The organism is Paenibacillus fonticola DSM 21315 (genome assembly GCF_000381905.1).
GTDB lineage: Bacteria > Bacillota > Bacilli > Paenibacillales > Paenibacillaceae > Fontibacillus > Fontibacillus fonticola.
Window position 1 is genome coordinate 24,638 of sequence record NZ_KB907255.1, and the last position, 23,888, is coordinate 48,525.

Sequence of the window (23,888 nt, forward strand, 5' to 3'; positions counted from 1 at the left end):
CAGAGTCTGCGTGCTGGGCAGTGGTTGTGGGCCGGACAGAGTCTGCGTGCTGGGCAGTGGTTGTGGGCCGGACAGGGACTGTGGGCTGGGCAGTGGTTGTGGGCCGGACAGGGACTGTGGGCCAGCCAGCGCTCGTCCCAAGGCCGCCCAAAGCTCGGGGTCAGCCCGGTCATAAGCGAGCCCTTGCCGCAGCAGACCAGCCTGTGCAGGTGCAGCGGACAAGCCGGCGAGCCGCAGCCGGGCCGAGGTCCGGGCCGGATAAACGGCTAGCGCGCGCTCCAGATGGGCCGCGGCCTGCTGTCCCTTGCCCGAAGCTGCGGCTGCCACCGCCTGCCGCTCCTGTGTCAGGCTGACAGCCTGCCGTGCTCCCGTCGCGCTCGCCAGCAGAAGCAGCGCGGCTAGAGCCAGGTGTGCGGCCAGGGCTAGGTACGTGCCGCGGTACAGCCGGCGCTGTGCCGCTGAGTGAGCAGGCGGCGCCGGGAAACGCGGCGGGCGGCGGGCGGTGCCAAGGGCGGCCATCCAGATGAGGAGCAGCCAAGTGATGCCGTAGCTCATATCGAAATCGGCCGCGCTATGAAGGAGCACCGCAAGGAAGGGCGGCAGCATCCGGCTGCGCACGCGGGCTAAGGCAGCGCCAATGGCGAAAAGCCAGAGCAGCGCGATAGCCAGCCCGATCAGCCCTGTATCCAGCGCGATGTTCAAATAGCCGCTGTGAACCTCTCCTCCAACGTAAGGAGAGCTTTGAACGCTCCGGAACATCGCTTCCCATGTCTTTCCCCCATGACCAACCCAAGGAGAGTCGAGGAAAAGACTCCCCCCGTCACGGTACATGAGGATGCGGGCGGAAGCGGTCGACAGCGGGCTTGTCCGTTCGAACAGGCCCAAATTCAGCGCTGCGCCGAAAAGGCCCGCCGCAAGCAGAATTACGCCAACGGCGGGACCCGCGGCTTGCAAGCGGGGGACTTGGCTTTGTACTTGGCTTTGGCTTTGAACTTGGCTTTGGCCGTGGCTTTGAGTTTGCCTTTGTTTTTGGCTTCCTCCTTGGCTTTGGCTGTGGATTTCTCTTTCTTTTTCTCTTTCTCTTTGTTTTTGACTCTGGCCTTGGCCCGGTCCGGCCAAGTACTTTGCCGCAAACATAGCTGCACTTGCGGTGACCGCGAGCAAAAGCAGCCCGGGGAGGAGCGGCGGCGCAAGCGACGAGGCAGATAGCCGGACCCCGGCAATCGAACCGCAGAGCAGCAGCGCCCCGCTTTGCCACGCAAAACGGGAGCGGTTAGCAGCAGGCAGCAGGCACAGTCCGACAAGCCCTGCTGCTGCTGTCGCCAGGCAGGCTCCACGCGACTCCGTCAGCAGCAGGCACAGGGCATAAATAAAAGCGCTGCCTGCTGCAGCATGGCCTCTCCAACTATGCTCGCGGGTAAAGTCTGCCGAGCCCATCCGAGCCAGAGCCATCAGCCGCTCCAGAAGAAAGGCTCCCATCACCGTCCCAAAGGCGTTGGGGTACTGCAGCAGCCCGCCTAGCCTCGCGCCGCTGGCCGCTAACTCCGCTTGATCTGTGCGAAAAATGGCATCTGGAAACGGAAACACCCCATATACCGATGCTAGTCCCGTCACGCCAAGCACTAGTCCGACTATACTCCAGCCTGCATGAAGAGCCTTCCTGCCTCCTGCGCAGCCTGCGGCGTAGTAGGCAGACAACCCAAAGCAGCCGTAGAAGCTCCAGGCAAGCATAGCTTCTCCGGTGCTCTGTACGGACAAGGGACCTGCAGCCAAATGAACGGCATACAGGAACGCGACCATAAATGGAGCTGCGATAAACAGAACAGTATGAAGCACAGTCCGCACAGTCCGTAGATCATTAGCTGATAAATATTCCCCTGTTGGGTGATCTGCTGTTGGGTGATTTGCTGTTAGGTGATTTGCTGTTAGATGATCTCGTGGTAGATAATCTGCAGATGGATGTTCGGCTGCAGGCAAACTAACGGGAAGTAAACGTACTCTCACCGTCCGTCCCATCACTATGATGGCTGTCATTGCCGTTCCCAGCGACATCAGTCCTAAAGCTGCCATTTCATCTATAAAATATAACCCCCGGCTCAGGCAGGAAACAAAGCCTGCCGCCATGCAAAAAAATGCCGCCATCATCGCCGGCACTTCATTTCTGGGCTCTTCTGTCTTCACCCTATTTGCGCTCATGCCCTGCTCCCCTTTTCCATCGGTTACAATCCTTTTTGCTGCGTATCGTGCCGCATGATGCACGCAAAAAGGCCAACACCTAAAGTGTTGACCTTGTAAGAGCGCTTCAAACTTGAAAACTAAGCCGCTTCAACCCGTAGAGGCCTCGGCATTATTACGCTATTAGCCCGGCAGGGATCAACTGCCTGGCAGCAAGTCCCGGCAGGCCCGCTCCAAATAAGGATCGGCATGCAAAAAGTCGCGGAAGGCGGCATATTCCCGCCACAGCTGCTCCGTATCGGTCCTTGACGACTTAACGGCCCGAATCAAAATGTTCTTGGGCGTATGCTCCATATCAATGAACTCGAGCAGCTGCGTTTTATAGCCAAGCAAATCGAGCAATTTGGCGCGGATAGCATCCGTAGCCAACGCCGAGAAGCGTTCCTTCAAAATGCCGTGCGACAGCAGCGGCTCAAGCACAGGACTCTTGACCTGATTGAACAGTTCGTGCTGGCAGCAAGGCACGGACAAAATAACCGATGCCCCCCAGCGTACCGCCTTCTCCAGTGCTGCATCCGTTGCCGTATCGCACGCATGCAGGGTAACAACCATATCCACTTGACTGAGCTCATCATAATCCGCTATATCGCCTACGAGGAAGCGCAGCTGATTATATTGCAATTTCTGTGCGAGAGTCCCGCAGTGCTCAATGACGTCCGCCTTCAGGTCAAGCCCGACGACGTTCAGCTGCCGGCGCTGCTGCACGGACAAATAGTGATACAGCGCGAACGTCAAATACGATTTGCCGCAGCCGAAATCGACGATCGTCAGCGGGCGATCCTCCGGAAGGTGGGGAATAACATCCTGTACCATCTCCAGAAAACGATTGATCTGCCGGAACTTATCATATTTTTTGGCAAACACTTTCCCGTCCGGATTCATGATGCCCAGCTCGATCAGAAACGGTACAGGAACGCCTTCCTCCAAAATGTACTGCTTCTGCCGATTGTGCGTCAGCACAGCAGGCTTCTTGGATGGGGATCTCTTCAGGATCGATACTTTGTATTTCTTGCTGATCAGCACTTGATAGTCGGCCTGGACGGTACACAGCAGCCCCTGCCGGAACGTATTCTCGAACAGTTCCATCATCTTGTCTTCGAATAACGAAGCCGCAATATTTTCATGCGTGACCTTATTGGCAAAATGATACGCCAGCTGATAATGAAGGCTCTTCTTCAATTCCACGGGTTTAACGACCACTTTGGTATAGCCGGCTTCGCCCGCCTTGCGGCGCTGACTGAGTGTAGCGGAGATCAAGGTGCCTTCCTCCGCCAGTTGATGGACAAGATTCCGCAAAGACTCCATAGTTAGACAACTCTCTTTCACTTCTCAAATAATTGTTCCTTATCGCTAATTAAGCCATTTTACAAGCGCTGGCGCAGTTCGGCAAGCCCCTCCTGTACTTCAGCTGCAGAAAACCCGCCTTCCTCCAGCTTTAGCGGATCTACTCCGGCCAAGCGCTCGTAAAAAGCGAGCCCTTCATGCACATCGATTTCCTGATGTTCGATCAGGCGATACAATGCGTTTTCGGCCAAATCATATCTGCCTTTCTCCTCTGCAAACCTGAATACCATCCGTTCTGTATCTGGATCGAGAAAGAAACCTTTGAGCTTCGTCATCAGGCTGAACACTTCCTCATCCAACTGCCACAGGGATGGATCGGCGCCATGCTGCCTGGCCTCAAGAAACAAATGGAGCGCTTTTTGCTGCCGTAGACGGCCTTCGTCCTTATCGCCACTGTCCAGGCATAAGTCCCCTTCCTCCCTCAGCAGCCGGGCCAATGTTTGCAGCTTATCTGCCTCGATAATGCCCCCGCTTCGGAATAATTCAGTAATATCTTTGGAGGACAGCGTGCCCAGCAGCAAAGAGCTTAGACGAAACTGGGTTCTGTACAGCTCATCAAGCTCTCGAAGGGCTTCCGGGTGTTTTTTTTGCTGCTTCAAGCCAAAAATCGTCCCTAGTGCCTCGGTAATTTCTTCGATCGCCCGGACGAGATAATCTTTTCGTAACATGCAAAAAGCCTCCCATACATCACAATTGGGTAATCTTTATTTTCTTAATGAGTAAATCAATTTTTGCAGCTTAAAATCTGCAAATATACCTTAATGTAACTGGGCAGAACTGAAGATCAGATGCCGGAGTTGACGATGTAGGCACGCGAAGACTTATTACGCCAATATGGCCCTGCTGAATTTACCTGTCCTGCAGTTGGCGTTGCCGGCCTGATATTGTGACGATTTCGTTCATCCAATAGAGCATTTGCTACTAAGCTACTGCCCAGTCCGACGTAGGGATGTATGAAATTTCATACAGAACACTCACGCACCTGCCGAATGCTGGATTCTGGGTATGAAATTTCATACAGAATACTCACGCAGCTGCCGGGTGCTGGATTCGGGTATGAAATTTCATACAGAACACTCACGCAGCTGCCGAATGCTGGATTCGGGTATGAAATTTCATATAGAACACTCATGCAGCTGCCGAATGCTGGATTCTGAGTATGAAATTTCATACAGAACACTCACGCACCTGCCGGATGCTGGATTCTGGGTATGATATTTCATACAGAATACTCACACAGCTGCCGGGTGCTGGATTTGGGTATGAAATTTCATACAGAACACTCACGCAGCTGCCGGGTGCTGGATTTGGGTATGAAATTTCATACAGAACACTCACGCACCTGCCGAATGCTGGATTCGGGTATGAAATTTCATACAGAACACTCACGCAGCTGCCGGGTGCTGGATTTGGGTATGAAATTTCATACAGAACACTCACGCACCTGCCGAATGCTGGATTCGGGTATGAAATTTCATATAGAACACTCACGCAGCTGCCGAATGCTGGATTTTGGGTATGAAATTTCATACAGAACCACTCAAATAACAGCTTGATAACCCGTTCATCTCCCCACTTTCAAACTAACGTAATACGTACTACATAATATAAAAGTTAGTAATCCCCAATATATACAATTGGCAATCCGTAATAAATGTGACGCGTCCAACGCAAACAACCGTATATAGATCCCGATTTTATATTATTTCAACCGCTATTTCCAGTCTGGCCCCTGTCCTTGTGCTGTATTTGCCACGAGCGCCTGGCTCGCCTAGCCGCCTGGCCACACGTCGTCCACTACGGCCGTCCCCTTCCGGCAACATTCAGTATCCGCGGCCAGTTTAGAAATCGCTAACACACAAGCTGCGCAAATAAACCGGAGTCTGCCAGGAGACATCCGGTCGTTTGCGCTTAAGCCCGAAGAGCTCAGAAGCCAGATAGAGCTTTATTCCATCGTTATTTTATTCCTCCGCTTTATGGATATGGTGCAGAAAATCGTTGATGACGACCGCCAACTGCTCGGGAGCCTCATACATGCTCATATGGCCGGCCCCTTTGATGACGGCCTTGATGACATTGCTGCCTTCGCTCGTAAACGTCCGCTCAATCGGGATGAGTCCGTCGCTCTCTCCTGCAACAAGCAGGACCGGTAAAGTCGTAGCGGACAGTACGTCGCGGCGGTCAATCCGTTCACGCATCGCGAGCGCGGCGCCTGAAGCTCCCTGCGGAGGCGTTTTGTAGCCGATTTCTTTTACGCGATCCAGAGCCGCTTCAAGCGAGACGGCATTGGCAGGGGCGAACAGACCGGGCACAAGGCCGTCCACGAACGGCGTAATACCTTCAGTGCCGATGAATGACACCGCCTGCAGCCTCTTCTCTTTGGCCTCTTCGCTGTCAGGGAAGGCCGTCGAATGGATTAAGCCAAAGCCATTCAGGTTGCCCGCATAACGCTGCGCCAGCGACAGCGTGACATATCCGCCCATCGAGTGGCCCAGCAGCGTATACCGGTCGATCGACAATTGCTCCAGCAGGCCGGCTATATCATCAGCCATCTGCTCTATCGTATAAGCGCCGAGCGGCGCATCGGACAAACCATGTCCCCGCAGGTCAGGAACAATGACGCGATAATGCTTCGATAGCAGCGGCATCACCTGCTCCCAATAAGCCGAACTGCCGCAAAAACCGTGCAAAAGCACCAGAACTTCTCCCTCACCCTGATCTTCGTACGCAATCGTTGTTCCGCTTATCGTTAGCTTTTCCATCGTTCATCCTTCTTTCTTGACTATGTATTGAATATATATAATTAAGCCAATAACGCGCATCTGAAACGCCTTTTGCTAATGTTATGGCGCTTCCTCCACTTATTGGCGGCCAGCGCCAAACCCTTCGGCCGCTGCCCGGACGATTTCATCAGCCATCTGCATGACCTTGTACAGCGAGGTCATCCCTAGAGTCCAATACGGCTTCGGGCCGTTTACATTCACGACGGCGGCAATGCTGTAATGGCCTGCCTCCGGCAATCCGCCGCCGACCGATTGGGCCGGAAGAAGCGGTTTTCCTGATACGATATAGGAGCCTACTGAAGCCGGAACACCCAAGCAGGCATCGATTGCGATAATAATGTGATCCTTAGGGATCGCATTCATCCGGCGCACCAAATTATCGGCATCACAGGGATCCCGCAGTGATCCGACGACTGAAGGAAAGCCTAGCTCCTCCAACCGGGTCCCGACAAGGGGTCCAAGCGCGTCCCCTGTAGAGCGATCCGTCCCGATGCACAAAAAAGTAACGCTGTCCAGCGGATGCTTCTGGCGAATGCTCTGTATGAATTGCGGCAACTCCTTCCCAGTCAGCTTCCTTTGGCTAAAGGCAGAATCACTATGAAGCCCATGCCCCTCCAACTTCATCTTCATTCCCCCTGTACGAACGTATTTAGATTGTACCCTAACCGCTCTTTCACCGCAAAACATAGAAGCCGATGAACTGTCATGATACAATACAATGAGGTTGGAACGAGCACTTTATGGAGAGGATGAGCGATCATGGCAGATTTGACGCAGAAAACCCAGGAGAACGTGGAATATATGATCGAAGCGATTAAGACAAAATTAAGGATGGCGACAGGTGCAGCTATGTCGGCTTCAGCCTTCAATGTCGACCGCTACGACGATATTCTGGAAGTTTATGAAATCGTAATGAGCAAGGAACGGTTGAGCATTTCGGAAGTAGAGGCACTCGCTAAAGAGCTCGGTCAGCTCAGAGGGAATTAAAGGAATTAGTGGCTTAGTGTAAATCAAAGAAGAGTCCGATTTCCGCTTTAGCATATCGCTGCTGCTGCGGGCATCGGACTCTTCTTATGTTAAGGCAGATCGATCAATATGAACTCTGCCGCCCCCTCGCTGGCGGTGCTGCAAACGCTCAGTTCCTCCGCATTCCGTACCCGGGCTGCATCGCCAGGACGGAGCGAGAACTTTTGCTTTCCACAGTGAAAATCGATGTGGCCGGAAAGCATAAATAAATGCGTCCGGCGTCCGCTGCCGAATGGGATGGCCAGTTTCCCGCCTGTCTGCAGCTTCGGAATGTACATCCGGACGTCCTGATTGATGCGCAGGCTGCCGCCGGTCTCCTCAGGAGCAATAACGGGCTTCAGCAGCCCTTCACGCTCCTGCCATGGAAACCACCGGTAAGACCAGGCCGGCTTCAAATTCCTCTCTGCAGGCAGAAACCACATCTGAATGAAGCGCACAGGTTCTGTGGCCGAAGGATTGCTCTCGGAGTGGCGAATGCCGGCCCCGGCGCTCATGGCCTGTACGCTTCCTGCTGTCAGTTCCTGCGTATTGCCGAGATCATCTTCATGCCGCAGCGTGCCCGATACTACATACGTGACGATCTCCAGGTCATGATGCGGATGGGGAGCCAGCCCTTGGCCAGGCTGAACAACGTTGTCGTTTAAAGCAAGCAAACATCCGAAATGCGCATTGCTCGGATCATCATAATCGGCAAAGGAGAAGCTGAATTCACTATGAATGGTTCCTTTGTCCGAAGTATGGCGCTCCTCAGCGGTGACCACTTTGATCATCGTTATCCTCCTCGCTCTCTATTAAAATCGATACTTGGATTCATTGCCGTTAAGAATGTTTTGAATATGGTTTAAATATTTCTTACCCTTAACGCAAAAACACTAATCAAAGTACGCTCAAAAGAGGCCGGAGTTCGACACGGGCTGCTAATTCTCTAATGTGAACACCGTCTTTGTTTGGCCGACAACGTTCCCTTCATCATTCAATATGCGGGCTGGGAATTGCTCCTCCAGCTTGATCAAAAGCTCTTGGTTGCTATAACCAAGCTGCTTCAATATATCAAGGACGATCCTGCCCCATTCTTCTTCAGAGCCGTCGGATACCTTTAAGGCGATACCGAGCCGCTCCCGCTTTAGGCTGAAGCCATAGACGCCTTTAAAGCCGCCTTTGGCGATGATATTGTCATCTTCTAGCAGAGCGGAGTCGATGCGGCCGCTGCCTCCGACAAGCTCCGGACGGGCATTCATCGCGCGGGTAATTTGCCGTACGGCTTCCGCCGTGCGGCCATCTTCAATGCGGTCGGGGCAGACCAGCTTCATATAAGCTGCAGCTAAGGCCGACAAGGGCAGGGCAAATACGGGAAAACCGCAGCCGTCGGTCCCCCGGCCGATGTTTTCCGGAGAAATGCCGGCGAGCTGAGCTAGCGTTTCGACAATTTCCCGCTGAACGGGATGGTCCGGCTCATGATAGCTCGCCAAGTCAAAACCTTTCATTTTACAATAGGCGAGCACTCCTAAATGCTTTCCCGAACAGTTATGATACAATCTGCGCCGCTGTCCCCCCGATCGAAGGAGCGCTTCCCTGGATTTTCCGTCGAGCGGTAAACTTGGAGCGCATACCAGCCCCTCTTCTTCCACTCCAATCTTGGCGAGCAGAGATTCCAGCACATCGATATGAACATCCTCCGCACGATGCGAGGCGGTCATAACCGCTATTTCTGCATCGGTTAGATGATAAAATTCTTGAATGCCGGCCCGAATGGCCGGAATGGCCTGAAACGGTTTTGCAGCGGAACGGGTAAACACCCGAACGTGCGGGTCGCCAGCATGATTCAACACCTGGCCTTCTTCATCCACCACACTTATGTTGCCGCGATGACTGCATTCCAGAATGCCTCCGCGATATTCCTGAATCAATAATGTATCTCTCAAGCTGTCCATCGCTCTTTTTTCCCCCTTTCACGAACCCGTGCCATTACAGTATAGTACAGCTGCTGGTCACTTCCAAATAGCGAAGCCTGACAATGATTTACCACGCTTCATCGGCCGGATTCTTTGTTTCACTCTTTCCTCTGACGTTTATATAGGAAGTAAGCAGTATCCATTTGTCAACCCTTAGAAATGATATATAAAGGAGCGAAGGATATGAATAAAGAAGAAATGGAACATCCGGTACAAAACGGTTCTACGTTTACAAAAGGCTTAGTGATCGGCGCATTGCTGGGAGCGGCAGCCGCTCTCCTGTACGCCCCAAAACCCGGACGAGAGCTGCGCAGCGATTTATCTGAAAAACTGAGCGCAGCAACGGATAAATCGAAAGAAGTCGCCTCAGTCGTAAGCGATAAGGCAACCGACCTGGCCAAAAATGTGACCGAGAAAACGACGGACTTGGCCAAGACGGTCGGTGCCAGTGCGGGTAATATTTTCAACAGTGTAAAAGAAGCCTCTGCCGATGTCGCTGAAGACGTCAAGCGCACCTCCGAAGAAGTCGTAAATGAGACGAAGCAACAGAATTAATTGAAGCAACTGAAGCAACTGAAGCAACTGAAGCAATCGAAGCAATGGTAGCAACGGTAGAAATGGTAGAAATGGTAGAAATAGTAGCCAAAATAACTGAAGTAGCAAGAATTAACCAGGAGTAACCGGAGTGACTGAAAAACCGAAGCGACAGAAGTAGCAGACAATCTAATAAGTGCAACAAAGTTTAAGATGCTAAAGTACTATAGTAATAAAGTGTAAATACATTATGGGGCTGCCCCCTGAAACAGCCAGCTCTTGGAGCTGGCTGTTTATATTCCCGCTGCAAATGCTGCTATTTCATATTTTTAAGGAGGTACTGTCATGCGCACCCAGCCTATGGACCCGCAAGAGCATCCGTTTGAATTGCGGCATGAAGTAAAGCGTTTAAACGGAAGACTGGACAGTATAGCCGACATGCTGGAAAAAGCGGAGTTTAAAGACATTCTGGAAAACTATACGAGCCCGAAAAAACGAATTGTAACGAACTTTATGGCCGGCCTGTCCCGGGGACTCGGACTTAGCGTCGGAACCTTTGTCGTTCTCGGACTGCTTGGCTGGTTTCTCAGCCTCTTCGTAGACATTCCCATGGTTGGCGATTACATTAAAGAGCTGCAGGATTACATTAAATCAAAGCCTTAACGGCACACTGTGTAAAGGGACGTGATGCCCTATTACGATGAGGAGATGATCATGATGGCTCGATTGAACGGAGAACAGGAGCAAGAAGAATACGTGAACAAACAGATCAGGGAAGCGCAGGAAGGCGAATATTCGGGGCACAAAAGCATCCGTGAGGCCGAGAACGGCTCCATGGTCAACGATATGAAGGATTTGAAGCAGCTCGGCGAGGATATGGAGGAAATGTCGACCAACAGTGAGGATGAATCGCGGGGCCTTAAGCCCGATCCGGAACAATAAATTCACACAACATGCCTAGATGATAACCAAGCCCAAAAGAACCTGCTGCCCTCAGCGCCAGGTTCTTTCTTTGTAAACCTATCCTTTATCCAATTACATCCAACTTAAATTTTTCACGACAGCTCCAAACAATCGTCATATATAAAGCAACAATTTATTAGAAAAAAGCTTTCTTATAAATGAGAATCCTTCTTGTCTACCTGCAGCAAATCCCCCGTCCATCCCTTCATATTCATCCATACGTAAAAAGCGAGAGTACTGAAAATCGTAATTGCACTTATGATCAAAAATCCGGTAATCCCTGTCTTCACCCAGGGCAGAAAATCGAAATTCATGCCCCATATCGCTCCGATTACCGTTGCCGGCGTAAAAATGGCCGTTATAATCGTCAGCGTCTTCATAATATCATTGCCGCGAAAAGCAGATACGGCCTCATCGATCGATATTAGCGTGTCGATCTCTTTCTCATAGTGCCTGAATAGTACGTTCATCCGCTCCGTACGATGCACAAGCCGCTTGAAATAGACGCTGCTCTCTAACTCGTCCGTATATGCCTCTCGCGCGGCCGTCACGATTTCCTGGAACGGAATGAATAGGTTAGACCAATATAACAGCTCAAAGCGCGACTGCAAAATCTGATCCATCAAGTGCTTCTTATTATGCTTCTTCATAACTTCTTCTACTTCGCGCAAATTATGCTCAAACCGGTCCATACCGATATGAATATAATGCAATATCGTCCGGATCAATACGAACATGCCCTCAATCGGCAGCTTGCAGGACTGAATCATCTGCATTTTCTCATGCATATGCATTCTTTGCCGCGTATGAGCATCCAGATTGATAATTATGAAATGACTTTTGCTTACGAAAAAATGAATGTGCACACAATTTTTTATTTCCTGAACCTGCTCTTTCACAGAGTAAACGAGCGAGCCGAACAAAATCGGGTTATAACCGTCCGGAAAGCGTACCGATAAGTAATTCGTGTCTACAGAAGGTATCGTATCCAGCCAGTCCCCGGTTTCAGGAATTTTACGGCGAAGCTCGTCCACCTTCGGGCTCTCCCAACTCTCGATTTCAATATCATGCCAGTCCCATCCCTGATCTGTGGTCATCGAATGATTCCCTTGGCTTGAATGAATCAACGTCGACGCTCCCCTTTCCGGTTCATTCTGTATTTATTTTTCAAAAAAGACACGCTGCTCTTCTCGGAAGAAAGCGTGCCTTTGGCAAATGTCGTATCACCTGAAGCTAATATAAATTGGAGTTCGACATAATTTTCTTTAGTTTTTCGGTTGCTCTTTTTTGAATACGGGAAACGCTCATTTGCGATACCCCCAGCTGCTGGGCAATTGCCCGCTGGGACTGCCCATCCTGAAAAGCGAGCAATAGAACGCGCTGTTCCTGTTCCTTAAGCTGACTAAGCGCCTGCTGTAAATCCATTCTTTTCTCTACCGTGTCGTAATCGTTGGCTTCCGAACTGATCAGTTCGCCAAGCGTAGCTGCGCTTTCCTCCTGAGTTAATGGAGAATCAAGGGATACGTAATGGTAGCACTCCCTTCCAGCCAGCACTTCAACCGTTTCCTCCACCGAAAGATCCAAATATTCGGCAATTTCATTTACATCGGGAGAGCGCTCCAGTTTTACTGTCAGTTCATCGATGGCCTGCTGTACTAAAGCGCCTTTTTCTTTAATTCTGCGCGGCACCTGAATATACCAGGACTTGTCCCGCAAAAAGTTCTTCATATGCCCGATCATGCTCTTCATCGCATAGGGCTCAAACGGGATGCCCAGCTCAATATCATATTGCTGAAGCAGCCTGATCAAGGCCATCTGTCCGACCTGATACAGATCCTCGTACAAATCGGGGCGGTTGCGGGAAATTTTACCTGCCGCCATTTTCACCATCGGCTCGTATTTCTGAATGAGAACGGTCGCTATCCCGTTATCCATTGTCTGCTGATATTTCCAGATCAGGCTCGTTGCTTCATCTAAAGACTCGGGGGGAGTCAATTTTTCACTCATACTTTCTCCTCACTCTTAGCGAGCCGGCGGGTTAGAACAACCTTCGTCCCTTGTCCTGCCACACTCTCAACGCTTACGTCATCCATAAGCGCCTCCATGAGATAAAAGCCGAGTCCGCCAATTTGTGCCTCACTCAATTCCTTATCATGTAACGATGCCCGATCTGCTGTCTTGCTCCAAGAATCAAAGCTTTCCCCTTCGTCTTTAACGGTAATCGATAATGCATCTTCGTACACCTCAAAGGTAACTTCCATTATTCCTGGCTCATGCTTGTATGCGTACAACACGGAATTGTTGCAAGCTTCCGACACCGCCACTTTCATATCTTCAATATCTTCATAGGAGAATCCTATTTTGGAGGCGACGCCGTAAAGATTCAGTCTGACGATATCCACATAATCCGCTGTAGCTGGCAAACTTATAACCACTCTCTGAACTTCGTCTTTCATTCTTACTCCGATCCTTTCCTATTGGGAATTCTCTTGTGCGGCAAAAAACTTGGCAATCCCAGTCATCTCAAACAGCTTCTGAATTTGATCCGGCACTTCCTTAACTAGGAATTCGGCCTTCATGCCATGTCTCGCTTTTAGAATAGACAATAGAATTCCTATTCCTGTACTGTCGATATATTTCAGGTCTTTCATGTTGATAATCAAGTTCAGTGCCTCATCCCCGACGAGCGGCTCCATAACCTGCCTGAAATCGGGAGCTACAGACAAATCTAGCTCTCCCCGCAAAAATACCGTGCAGGTGTCATTCTCTAATTGCGACGTAGCTGAAAATTTATCATTTTTATTTGTATTCATAGACACTCTCTCCTGAAAATTGTTTTCTCTATTCATAACCCAAAGAAGCAACTTATGAATCAGCAAAACTCTCCTGGTACGCTTGGCGGTAAGAATGCTCCATGGAGCCCACAGCTCCGCTTCCATCGCTATACTTGGCGATCATTTTCTTCACGGAGCTCAGCTTGACCGGCTTACTGATGTAATCGTTCATTCCCGACTGCAGGCACTTGCCCTTAATGCCTTCCATGACATTAGCCGTCATAGCGATAATTACCGGCGCCTTCCCAGCGTCGCAGCGCTGCCGAATGTTTCGAGTCGCCTCGAGTCCATCCATGACCGGCATCTGGAGATCCATAAAAATAATTTCATAGCCCCTCCCATCCAATACCGCTTCTACGGCCGAAGCTCCGTCCTCGGCCACATCGGCTTCATACCCAAGCTTATTGAGCATACTGACCATGAGGCGCTGATTGATCGGATGATCATCCACGACAAGCATTCGTTTCGCGGCGGGGAAATGCCCCTCCGCATACATTCCTGCACAGTAATGCGCATCTATATTTTCCTCATTGCAAGTGCCCATCTGGACTGTAAATGTAAAAGCAGCTCCCTTCTCCTCCTGCGGAACCACCTGGATTTGACCGCCCATCATCTGCACGAGTGTTTGGCAAATTGCAAGGCCAAGCCCGGTCCCCCCGTATTTTCTCGTCATGGACGAGTCCAACTGAGAGAACGGCTTGAATAGCCTGTCCACCTTCTCAGCAGCGATGCCGATCCCGGTATCCTTCACCGTAAATTCCAGGGTAAACTTATCCTGGTTCCCTTCTTCCCTGTAATCTGAAGAGACAACGAGATAAATCCCCCCCTGATCGGTAAACTTAATGGAATTGGCAATCAAATTAATAAGCACCTGGCGCAGACGGCCCATGTCGCCATACAATATTTCCGGAACGCTGTCATCGATAAAATAAACCAGCTCCAGCCCTTTGCAGCTAGCGTCCATCGAGAACAGGTTGAATACCTCCTGTATGCCGACTCTCAGCTCAAACGGGCTTTCCTCCAATTCCATTTTGCCGGACTCCATTTTCGTAAAATCAAGAATATCATTAATGATTGTAACTAATGTATTGGCGCTGTTGCGTATAATTTCAGCGTACTCCTTCTGCTCCTCCTGCAGCTCGGTTTCCAGCAGCAGATCAATCATGCCGATCACCCCGTTCATGGGCGTGCGGATCTCATGGCTCATCATCGCCAAAAATTCCGTTTTGGCCTTGGCGGCAATTTCCGCCGCCTCTTTCGCCTTCACCAATTCATAGTTAATCCGTTCCAGTTCCTGCGTTTTTTGCTGCAGCAGCATACTCTGGGTTTTATGACGCTGATTAATAAGGTACATGTCAACAAAGCCTTCTATTTTCGATTTTAAGATTTGCGGAATGAATGGCTTGACCATATAATCGATCGCGCCCGCCGAATAACCCTCGAATAAATGCTCGGCATCCTTGCTGTTTGCCGAAATGAAAATAATCGGAATATCCTTCGTCTTGTCCCGCGCTTTGATCAGCTTGGCTGTCTCGATGCCATCCATCCCCGGCATCTGCACATCAAGTACGATCACCGCAAAATCGTCCTTGAGCAAATATTTCAGCGCCTCCTGCCCCGAGGTCGCTTTCACAAGCTTATATTGCCCGCTTTCCAGCACCGCTTCCAAGGCCATCAAGTTCTCAGGACGGTCGTCTACCAACAAGATTTGAATCGGTTCTTCAACCCCCATGAAATCCTCCTGAAAAATCATTCTTTGAAAGATCATTTGATCTTTCGATATATTTTCTCTTCGCGATCCAAAGTCTCGTAGCTGCCAGCAAAATCCGTAAAATGTATCGATTCCTTAGCGCCGAGCACAAGCACGCCAAAATGGCTCAGGCTCTCATGGAACAAAGCATGGACGCGATTGCGCAGCTTCTCATCAAAATAAATCATAACATTACGGCAGAAGATAACATTAAACTCGTTAAAAGATCGATCCGTTGCCAGATTGTGCTCGGCAAAAATAATATTTTTGCGCAAAAACGGCTGGAAAATAACCGAGTTGTATTTGGCTGTATAGTATTCGGAGAAGGAGCGGGTCCCCCCGGCCTCCAAATAATTTTTAGTGTACTGCTTCATCTTCTGAATACCGACAATGCCTTCCTTGGCCATTTGCAGCGACCGGTCATTCATATCTGTTGCATAAATCCGGGCCTTATCATACAGGCCTTCCTCATAAAGCAAAATCGCCATGGAGTATACTTCTTCCCCTGTAGAACAGCCTGCATGCCATATCCGGATATAAGGATAGGTTCTAAGCAGGGGCACGACCTTTTGCCGGAAAGCCAGAAATAAGTGCGGGTCACGGAACATTTCGGTTACCGGAATCGATAAGTTTTGTACAAAGCGTTCAAAGCAGCCCCGGTCGTGAAATATTTTCTCCTGCAGCCCGGAGATCGTCTTCAACTGCTCGGAATGTACATGGTGCCATATCCTTCTGCGCAAGGAAGGAACGGCGTAATTCCGGAAGTCGTATCCGTACAGCTGGTGTACTCCCTCAAGCAGCAGCTTGATTTCAATCTTCTCCCGCTCGCTCTGATTTTCATCATATGGAACGCGGTCTTCTATATCTAATACTTCGAAATCACTGGATGACATGAATTCAACTCCACTTTCTCATTTAACTGCCTCGCTTTAATGTTATTACCCCGTAAGCCTCATTACGAATACAATCATTCCCGCAAATACGAATACAATTATTTGCCAATTATGAATACAGCCATACCCGCATTAAGGAGAGCAGCTGATCCGTCTGGATCGGCTTCTTCACATAATCGGATGCGCCGGCCTCGATACATTTTGAACGATCCTCCTTCATCGCCTTCGCCGTTAATGCAATAATTGGCAATTTCATAAATTCCGGCTTTTCACGGATGCGCCGCATCGCTTCATAACCGTCCATCTCCGGCATCATCATATCCATCAATACAAGGTCGAAGTCGCCCTGCTCTTCCAATATTTCAATCGCTTCCCGGCCATTCTCCGCGTAAACGACATTCATCCGGTAGCTCTCGAGGACACTGGACAGCGCAAACACGTTGCGGACATCGTCATCAACTAGCAATATTTTCTTGCCTTCGAACAACTCTTCCTTGTTGTGCAGCTTCTGTAGTATTCGCCGCTTGTCCTCCGGCAAATTCGCTTCTACCCGATGCAGGAATAGCGTTGTTTCATCCAGCAGCCTTTCCGGCGATTTAACATCTTTAATAATGATGGACTCGGCATATTTGCGCAGCCGGGTCTCTTCCTTCGCATCCAAATCTTTGCCTGTATAAATAATGATCGGCAAATCATGCAGGCTCTCGTCATCGCGAATTTGATCCAGCATTTCAAAGCCGGTCATATCCGTCAGCATCAGATCGAGCACCATGCAGTCGTAATGCTTGTTGCGCAGTTCCGCAAGCGCTTCAGCGCCCGTAGAGACGGCCGTAATCGCCACATCATCATGACCGATCAGTTCGATGATGGATTTTTGCTGAATTTCATCATCTTCTACGATGAGCAAGTGCTTCAGACTTTTTTCCGTATATGATTCGATATAAGTGAACGCCTGCTCCAAATGTTCTCTCGATGACGGCTTGCGCAAATAGGCAATCGCTCCCATCATTAAACCCTGCTTCACATCATCGACAACCGATATTACATGTACAGGAATATGTCTTGTTTTAGCGCTGCTCTTCAGCTCGTTAAGAATGGACCAGCCGTCCATAACCGGCAGCTGGATATCCAATATGATGGCATCCGGCAAATATTGATGAGCAAGCTGCAGGCCATCGTCCCCTTGAATTGCTACCAGCCCTTTAAAGCCGTGGTTACGCGACATTTCCAGCAATATTTTTGCAAAAGTAGTATCGTCCTCTATAATCAGCAGCACTTTATCCTCAGTTGCAATAGCCTCCCTGTCATCATCGATCGGATTTGGGGCTGGCGCATGCTCCCCCGCTGGAACAGGAAGCGCATAGGCTCCTTTAACCGGCACTGCTGCCTTCGCAGGAGCCGTACTCGCCGCTGCCGCTTCTCTGCTCGCCGCGAACAGCTTGTGACTCGCTTCCTTAGGCAGATAAAGCGTAAAGCTGCTGCCCTCCCCTTCCCTCGTCTCCAGGCCGATTCCTCCTCCAAGCAGCGAGGAAAGCCCACGGCTAATCGAGAGGCCGAGGCCGGTTCCGCCATATTTCCGGCTGGTCGTTCCATCCACCTGCTGAAACGCCTCAAAGATCAACTCCGTCTTGTCTTTAGGCACACCGATGCCTGTATCTCTTACCGTCAAAGCCAAATATTCGCGGCCGCGCTCCAAATAGCTGGGCAATTCCTCTTGCGGCGCTATTTTAATCAGGAGAGCCACTTCTCCATCGGTCGTAAACTTAAATGCGTTGGAGAGCAAGTTGCGCAAAATCTGCTTGACGCGATGCCCATCCGTCGTAATGCGCTTCGGCACTTCCGGACTTACCTCGATCCGCAAATCAACCCCTTTGCTCTCTGCAACAGGCTGAAAATTCTGTATTGTGAATTTTTCCAGCTCCTCAATACTGACCGCTTCCTGATTGACCTCCATTTTGCCCGCATCGACTTTGGATAAATCGAGGATTTCATCGATCATTTTCAGTAAATCCGTCCCGGACATATGAATGGTCTGCGCATATTCAACCTGCTTTGGCGTCAAATTGTTATCCTTGTTCTCCGAAAGGAGCTGCGACAAGATGAGCAGGCTGTTCAGCGGCGTTCTTAACTCGTGCGACATATTGGCCAAAAATTCGGACTTGTATTTACTCGTTACGGCGAGCTGTGAAGCATGGCGCTCCAATTCATCCTTCGTTCTCTCGATTTCCTCATTCTTCTCTTTAACTTCCTGAACTTGCTCTTCAAGGGCCCGCGTCTTGGCGATCAGCTCCGTATTGTAATGCTCCAGTTCCTCCTGCTGACGCTGCAGCAGTTCTTCCGACCGCTTTAACGCCGCGGTTTGCTTCTCCATGCCTTCGTTCGAGCGGCGCAGCTCCTCCTGCTGTGTTTGCAGCTCCTCGGATTGGACCTGCAGTTCCTCCGTCAATGCCTGGGATTCGCGCAGCAGCTCTTCGACGCGCAGCCTCCGATTAACGTTGTTTAACACGATGCCCAAATTATTGGCAAGCTCTGACAGCAGCTGCTCTTCCAGCGCGGTGAACGGATCGAGGCTGGCCAGTTCCACGACGCCCAGAAACTCCTCCTCGAACATGATGGGATAGATCACTATATGCGCAGGGCTTGCTTCTCCCAATGCCGAGCGAACCGGCAAATAGTCTGCAGGAACATCCTGCAAGGAAAGCGGCTTCCGGTCTAATGCGACCTGACCGATCAGGCCCTCGCCAACCTGGAATACGGGCGGGGAATTCAGCTCTCCTTTTTTGGCGTAGGTGCCTGCCAGGAATAATTCATCCGGATTTTCGCTTTCTTTCCTAATATAAATCGCGCCCGCATTCCCGCCGATGACCGGAGTGAACTCATTAATGAACATTTGCGAAATTTGCTCCAATGAGTTAATGCCATGAAGCAGTTCGGTAATGCGGGCCAGATTCGAATTAATCCAGGATTGATCTTTCTGCTGTTGGATAAACTTCTGTTCAATCTTCTGCTTCTCCCATAAATCCTCTGACAGTTCTTGAAAGGCGCTGGCAATGCTGCCGATTTCGTCTTTCGTCTTTACCGTGAGCCTACGGATCTCTTCCCATTTTCCGTTGCCAAAATATTTAACCATTGAATTTACAGTATTCAAGCCCTTGGCTATGCTGGGCAGAATCCAAAGAACGATGGCAAGTCCCAGCAGCAAGCCGACAGCCATTGTAGCGATCGTAATTTGTATGGAACGCTCATAAGCGGCGTTCGCCTCGACAATTTCTTTCTCGATTTGGACATCCAAATAATCCCTCAGCTCATTCAAGCTGTTCAAGAGATGATCCTGGATATTCTGTCCCGCGGTAAGCCGGTACTCATTCGCTCTGTCATATTCACCATTCGTTAATAGACTAATAAGGCGGGTTTGATAGCTTTTGAAATCCAGGCTTGCTTCCTCAATCTTTCTAATGATTTGCCGGTCCTCGCCAGTATTCAAGCTGCTGCTTAACTGCTGCAAATTTTGCTGCGCCGACTCTTCCTTGCTTTGGAGCCTGGCGTTCTCCTGGCTAATATAGTCCGGGTCCTCCACCTGTGCCATATTTGTAAGTATCCGGGCCATATCGTTTACATCGCCGCGCATAGCCGTAGAAGCTTTTACCTTTAAATAACCATCACTATACACATGGTCTAACTGGGCATTCATAAAATGAAGCCGGTCATAGCCGGCAAAGGTCAGCACCAGCATGATGATCAGCAGCGAACTGAAGCCGATCACTAATTTACTTCTGATTTTCATTCGCCAATCTCCTTTTCTTTAAGCCTGATCCACACAAGACATTTATCATCTTCTCGTTCCTGTGAATGACCTTCATCGAAAAATAAACGCTGCATCTGATCTTTGTCCAGCGTATGGCTACCGCTCAGCGTCTGCTCCAGAAACTGAATCTGCTCCTCCTGGGTTCCTTCCATTACCTCCATCAAACCGTCCGTATAGAGCGCAATATGACCTTCGCCCTCATAAGAAACCGTATGGGTGCTCGCTTCAATTTTATCGAACAATCCGACCGGAGGACAAACCGTTTCCAGCCTCGTCACACTGCCATTTCCTTGAAAAAATAGCGCCGGAGGATGCCCTGCATTCACGTAATCAATTTTCTTAAACTTCGTATCTACGACAAGATAAATGGCCGTAAAATAATATTGCACCAACTGATTCTCAATATGAAGCTGATTGAAGCGCCTGTTTAACTCCTGAACTACTTTCTCCGGCTCGACATAAGTATTCACCGTGTCTTTCAGGACAGAGGCAATGAACATGCAAAATAAGGCCGAAGAAATTCCATGCCCCATCATATCCAGCAAAATAATTCCATATCTTCCTTCTCCAAGAGGATACCAAGAATACAAGTCCCCCGCCAATTCAAAAGAAGGCTTGTACAGCGCATCGATTTCAAATTCCGGATCGGCAATCGCCGAGCTCAATACGGCATTTTGTACCAGTGCCGCTAATTTCAGCTCCTCCTGGATTCGCTGATCCCGTTCTCTGTGCCAGTCCTTCTCTTGCTTGAGCCTTAGAGCCAGGCGGATTCTGGCCATAAGTTCCACTTTGTTAATCGGCTTCGTAACATAATCAACGGCTCCGGCATCAAGCGCTTCGGCCAGCTTCTTGGAATCTCCTACCGCGGTCACCATAATAATCGGGATATCCTTCAGTCCTTCATACTGTTGAATGACACGACAGGCGCTAATGCCGTCCATTTCTGGCATCATCATATCCAGAAGGATCAAATCGATATCCGAGGAACCCGGCATAATCTTAACTCCAGTGCCTTCAATGCCTAACTGCTCAAACATTTCTGCGGCAGAATAGGCTGCCACTGTATTTCTATAACTTTCCTTCTTTAAAATTTCCCGAATAATAATGATATTTGTCGGGTTATCATCTACGATTAAAATTTTCATAAAAAATCTCCTTATAATCAAAATATAAACGATCCTGATGAGTGGGAATAACCAAACATAGATAAGGAATGGGGCAATCGTGCTGTCCCCATTCCTTATCTATGTTTATTTCCTCTCGCTCAGGCCGGAAGACCATGTTCATTTATGCAAAATGCCGTGCAATGACAAGCACTTTCCCTAAATCCAGCTCTTTCTCATAGAAGGCGGCCTCCGTCTCCGTAAAGCCTAGCGAAACGATTTTGGCCCGCAGTTCATCCCCGCGTGAACGAAACAGGTTGGCGATGGCATCGAAAACGCCTTCTTCCTTAATGCCGATTTCACTTGCATCAGAAGTATCTGCAATCCTACCCGTACGATCCGGATCATGTGCGAGAACGTAGATATGATCCTTAACATATCCTGCAGACCGAAGCTCATGAACAGCTTCCACTGCCTGAACTCCATTTTGAACTACTCTGGCAAAAGCTTTCTTGTCCGTCGTACTCATCGTTAGCACTCTCCTTTGTCTTTAATAGAGTTCTTTGGGGTCCTATCCTTCTCTATGGCTGTTATTACCCGGCGCATCAAAGCATGAAACAAGGCTGTCCGCTTTCGCTTTAGGCGTCATATTTCATGAAGCAATCGTGTCAAATAGATCCACGCCTATAACGCTCCCGTTCTCGGGATCACGGTATATTTTAATAGCCGCATAGCCGCGAATGTATACGTCCCCGTCCTCGGCTTCAAAATCCGGTTCGCCAAAGGCCTTCAGCAAGCTCTGCTTCTGCAGGGTCATCCATTTCCCGTTGACTTTAATTTTTGTTGGAGATGAACCGACATGCACATAATAGACCAGATCCTCGTACAAGCCGACCGCGATATCCTCATATTGGTATTCAGTATAGCCTGAATAAGTATCCTTATTTACCGAAAGCGGCTTTCCCTTTTTTCTAACGACACTTTCCCGATTGTCGTATAAGGTAACATCCCCCATCGAATGAAAATCGTCGACCGTAGAGGCCGTACTGTCCTCGCTCATTGACGATAATTTAGAAGAAGTTTGCTGTTCCAGGACAAGTTTCACAGATAGCAGTGGAGCGCTGTCCACGGCAGCAGCCGGATCATGGCCTGCAGATGCAGATAGCAGCCCTAACAGCACTAGCATCATGTTCAGCATTATCATCACCCTCTTCTTTTAGAAACTTGCCTATCCCGTCATCTTCAAGTGTCAGGAGCGATATTTATTCCATACACCGGAAGCTATGTCTACCCATTTCATCCAGCCAGGGTCTGACTTAGAATTTACAGCACCGGTATAAGCTTCATTATAACTATGCATTGAACGATCTATCGGAGCGCCGCCGGCCTGAACCGTTTGACCTTCATTGGACTGCTGAGCCTGTTGAGCCCGTTGTTCCGGTTTTACAGCGGGTTTCTTCATCCGCCCGATGAGCGAGGACGATACCTGCTTAGCCGCCAGCGTCACTTCGCTCAGCACATCTCCAATATTTTTCACAGAATCAAGCACAGGGTCCAACTGCTTCATCTTATGCTCCACATCTACCGTAATGCTGTTGGCCTGCCTGACGACCTGCTTTACTTCATAACTGAGCTCGTCAACCGTTTTCTGGATTTCCTGAAGCGTCTGGGTCGTCTTATCCAGAGACTGCTCCGCTGCTTTCAATGTTTTTACCAGGAAAATAACAAGTACAACAAAAGCTACAGCAATGAGTGCAACACTTATTTGCCAAATCATACGTTTCCCTCTCTTTCCTGTACCTGATACACTCGGTACTCCATAGTTACCCTTGGTTTTTCTTGCCGAAACAAAGGCAATTCACTACATCTCCGTCGAAAAACACCTCTTGTTTCATCCAGAATTCCCCCGGTTAATGACAACTACAAGCGGCGGAATGCCGGATACGGACTGCCTGACCAGGTTCGTGTTCCGCATAGAGCATTGTACGCATAGCGCCTGCTCCGCTTAAGCTTCATACTACACTATTTTACTATGAAGGAAAGGTGATTATCATGTTGAAATGGTCCGTTATTTTTCTGATGGTAGCCATAATTGCAGGGATTTTCGGTTTCTTTAATATCGTCGCCGCTGCGGCTACGATTGCCAAAGTACTCTTTTTCATTTTTTTGGTGCTGTTCGTCATATCACTTTTCACCGGACGCAGCCGCTCACTTTAACCGCTAGATTACAAGCTTAATGACAAAGTTGCATCCAGATAAACCCTAGCAGGATACAACCTGGCGAGTTAGAAAATAGGTTAGATGGGGGCTGTCCAGTAGGTCCCTAAAATAATAATTAGACGGAAAACATTGCGTTTTCCGTCTAATTTTTTTTACATATCTGCTTTTACTAGTCTGAGGTGTGAGTGCTGGTGTGAGGTAGTTCGTTGTCGGCAGCTGGTGGTTGTTTATCGGCTGTGCGCAGGTGGATGAGTGTCTATGTATTTTTTGGCAACTGGATATATGCGATCCTATCGGACACAGGGGGCGCTATTTGTGAAATAACGAGGAAGCTGGAGAGCTAACGGACCTGCGTTCCGCTATCGCACCCCAAAACATGTCATTTACAATAAATTTGTCCAAATAGCGGAGCCAGGGTCCGCAAGTATGGAGAAAGAGGGCTATTT

General features: G+C 49.5%; 23 protein-coding genes. 5 read left to right on the plus strand and 18 right to left on the minus strand.

The window, feature by feature from the left end; genetic code table 11:
- The 5 genes from G358_RS30060 to yyaC form a co-directional block, all read right to left on the minus strand.
- A partial coding sequence (locus G358_RS30060; protein WP_033404010.1) for an O-antigen ligase family protein occupies nucleotides 1-2,196 on the minus strand: 2,196 nt, incomplete at its 3' end.
- 177 nt (nucleotides 2,197-2,373) lie between these two features.
- Entirely contained in the window at nucleotides 2,374-3,540 is a 1,167-nt protein-coding gene (locus tag G358_RS0112420) for a class I SAM-dependent methyltransferase (protein ID WP_019637552.1), read from the minus strand.
- A gap of 59 nt (nucleotides 3,541-3,599) precedes the next feature.
- Nucleotides 3,600-4,247 carry a DUF6483 family protein gene (locus G358_RS0112425; RefSeq protein WP_019637553.1) on the minus strand — a complete coding sequence of 216 codons (648 nt, stop codon included), beginning with the start codon at nucleotides 4,245-4,247 and terminating at the stop codon, nucleotides 3,600-3,602.
- Nucleotides 4,248-5,540: 1,293 nt separating this feature from the next.
- Nucleotides 5,541-6,341 (minus strand): alpha/beta fold hydrolase, encoded by an 801-nt coding sequence (locus G358_RS0112440; protein ID WP_019637555.1) that lies wholly within the window; start codon nucleotides 6,339-6,341, stop codon nucleotides 5,541-5,543.
- 99 nt (nucleotides 6,342-6,440) lie between these two features.
- Nucleotides 6,441-6,986 carry a spore protease YyaC gene (gene yyaC, locus G358_RS0112445; RefSeq protein ID WP_019637556.1) on the minus strand — a complete coding sequence of 182 codons (546 nt, stop codon included), beginning with the start codon at nucleotides 6,984-6,986 and terminating at the stop codon, nucleotides 6,441-6,443.
- 135 nt (nucleotides 6,987-7,121) lie between these two features.
- Here yyaC and G358_RS0112450 point away from each other — a divergent pair, with 135 nt between their 5' ends.
- Entirely contained in the window at nucleotides 7,122-7,349 is a 228-nt protein-coding gene (locus G358_RS0112450) for a DUF1128 domain-containing protein (RefSeq protein ID WP_019637557.1), read from the plus strand.
- Between the two features lie 89 nt (nucleotides 7,350-7,438).
- On the opposite strand, the gene G358_RS0112455 is transcribed toward G358_RS0112450, so the two are convergent.
- Nucleotides 7,439-8,158, minus strand: coding sequence for a pirin family protein (locus G358_RS0112455; RefSeq protein ID WP_019637558.1), 720 nt, complete (start codon nucleotides 8,156-8,158; stop codon nucleotides 7,439-7,441).
- Between the two features lie 147 nt (nucleotides 8,159-8,305).
- The gene (locus G358_RS0112460; RefSeq protein WP_019637559.1) at nucleotides 8,306-9,319 is read right to left on the minus strand and encodes an asparaginase; all 1,014 of its coding nucleotides are present in this window, start codon (nucleotides 9,317-9,319) and stop codon (nucleotides 8,306-8,308) included.
- Nucleotides 9,320-9,523: 204 nt separating this feature from the next.
- On the opposite strand from G358_RS0112460, the gene G358_RS0112465 reads away from it, so the two are divergent.
- From G358_RS0112465 to G358_RS0112475, 3 genes are all read left to right on the plus strand, one after another.
- Nucleotides 9,524-9,895 carry a YtxH domain-containing protein gene (locus tag G358_RS0112465; protein WP_019637560.1) on the plus strand — a complete coding sequence of 124 codons (372 nt, stop codon included), beginning with the start codon at nucleotides 9,524-9,526 and terminating at the stop codon, nucleotides 9,893-9,895.
- Between the two features lie 324 nt (nucleotides 9,896-10,219).
- Nucleotides 10,220-10,537, plus strand: a complete 318-nt coding sequence (locus G358_RS0112470; RefSeq protein ID WP_019637561.1) for a DUF5665 domain-containing protein — start codon at nucleotides 10,220-10,222, stop codon at nucleotides 10,535-10,537.
- A 51-nt stretch (nucleotides 10,538-10,588) separates the two neighbouring features.
- Nucleotides 10,589-10,816 (plus strand): hypothetical protein, encoded by a 228-nt coding sequence (locus G358_RS0112475; RefSeq protein WP_157274353.1) that lies wholly within the window; start codon nucleotides 10,589-10,591, stop codon nucleotides 10,814-10,816.
- A gap of 173 nt (nucleotides 10,817-10,989) precedes the next feature.
- Here the strand turns inward: G358_RS0112475 and G358_RS0112480 are convergent, their stop codons facing one another.
- The 11 genes from G358_RS0112480 to G358_RS0112530 all read right to left on the minus strand — a co-directional run bounded on the left by G358_RS0112480 (nucleotide 10,990) and on the right by G358_RS0112530 (nucleotide 22,999).
- Nucleotides 10,990-11,964 (minus strand): magnesium transporter CorA family protein, encoded by a 975-nt coding sequence (locus tag G358_RS0112480; RefSeq protein WP_019637563.1) that lies wholly within the window; start codon nucleotides 11,962-11,964, stop codon nucleotides 10,990-10,992.
- A gap of 106 nt (nucleotides 11,965-12,070) precedes the next feature.
- Nucleotides 12,071-12,844 carry a sigma-70 family RNA polymerase sigma factor gene (locus G358_RS0112485; protein ID WP_019637564.1) on the minus strand — a complete coding sequence of 258 codons (774 nt, stop codon included), beginning with the start codon at nucleotides 12,842-12,844 and terminating at the stop codon, nucleotides 12,071-12,073.
- The gene (gene rsbW / locus G358_RS0112490; RefSeq protein ID WP_019637565.1) at nucleotides 12,841-13,293 is read right to left on the minus strand and encodes an anti-sigma B factor RsbW; all 453 of its coding nucleotides are present in this window, start codon (nucleotides 13,291-13,293) and stop codon (nucleotides 12,841-12,843) included. Before rsbW ends, G358_RS0112485 begins: the two co-directional genes overlap by 4 nt.
- A gap of 18 nt (nucleotides 13,294-13,311) precedes the next feature.
- Nucleotides 13,312-13,650 (minus strand): STAS domain-containing protein, encoded by a 339-nt coding sequence (locus G358_RS0112495; RefSeq protein WP_019637566.1) that lies wholly within the window; start codon nucleotides 13,648-13,650, stop codon nucleotides 13,312-13,314.
- A 52-nt stretch (nucleotides 13,651-13,702) separates the two neighbouring features.
- Nucleotides 13,703-15,403: a response regulator gene (locus G358_RS0112500; RefSeq protein ID WP_019637567.1), complete on the minus strand. Its 1,701-nt coding sequence runs from the start codon at nucleotides 15,401-15,403 to the stop codon at nucleotides 13,703-13,705.
- Between the two features lie 32 nt (nucleotides 15,404-15,435).
- Nucleotides 15,436-16,314 carry a CheR family methyltransferase gene (locus G358_RS0112505; RefSeq protein ID WP_019637568.1) on the minus strand — a complete coding sequence of 293 codons (879 nt, stop codon included), beginning with the start codon at nucleotides 16,312-16,314 and terminating at the stop codon, nucleotides 15,436-15,438.
- Nucleotides 16,315-16,423: 109 nt separating this feature from the next.
- Complete coding sequence (locus tag G358_RS0112510; protein WP_019637569.1) at nucleotides 16,424-20,098, minus strand: response regulator; 3,675 nt, start codon at nucleotides 20,096-20,098, stop codon at nucleotides 16,424-16,426.
- Nucleotides 20,095-21,264 (minus strand): PP2C family protein-serine/threonine phosphatase, encoded by a 1,170-nt coding sequence (locus G358_RS0112515; RefSeq protein ID WP_019637570.1) that lies wholly within the window; start codon nucleotides 21,262-21,264, stop codon nucleotides 20,095-20,097. The genes G358_RS0112510 and G358_RS0112515 overlap by 4 nt, the downstream gene beginning before the upstream one ends.
- A gap of 142 nt (nucleotides 21,265-21,406) precedes the next feature.
- A complete protein-coding gene (locus G358_RS0112520) occupies nucleotides 21,407-21,751 on the minus strand; it encodes a YflT domain-containing protein (protein WP_019637571.1) in 345 nt (114 codons plus the stop codon).
- 123 nt (nucleotides 21,752-21,874) lie between these two features.
- Complete coding sequence (locus tag G358_RS31705; RefSeq protein WP_019637572.1) at nucleotides 21,875-22,420, minus strand: hypothetical protein; 546 nt, start codon at nucleotides 22,418-22,420, stop codon at nucleotides 21,875-21,877.
- A gap of 51 nt (nucleotides 22,421-22,471) precedes the next feature.
- Entirely contained in the window at nucleotides 22,472-22,999 is a 528-nt protein-coding gene (locus G358_RS0112530) for a DUF948 domain-containing protein (RefSeq protein WP_019637573.1), read from the minus strand.
- Nucleotides 23,000-23,274: 275 nt separating this feature from the next.
- Between G358_RS0112530 and G358_RS32310 the strand changes: the two genes are divergently transcribed.
- Nucleotides 23,275-23,439 (plus strand): DUF1328 domain-containing protein, encoded by a 165-nt coding sequence (locus tag G358_RS32310; protein WP_019637574.1) that lies wholly within the window; start codon nucleotides 23,275-23,277, stop codon nucleotides 23,437-23,439.
- Nucleotides 23,440-23,888 lie beyond the last annotated feature (449 nt).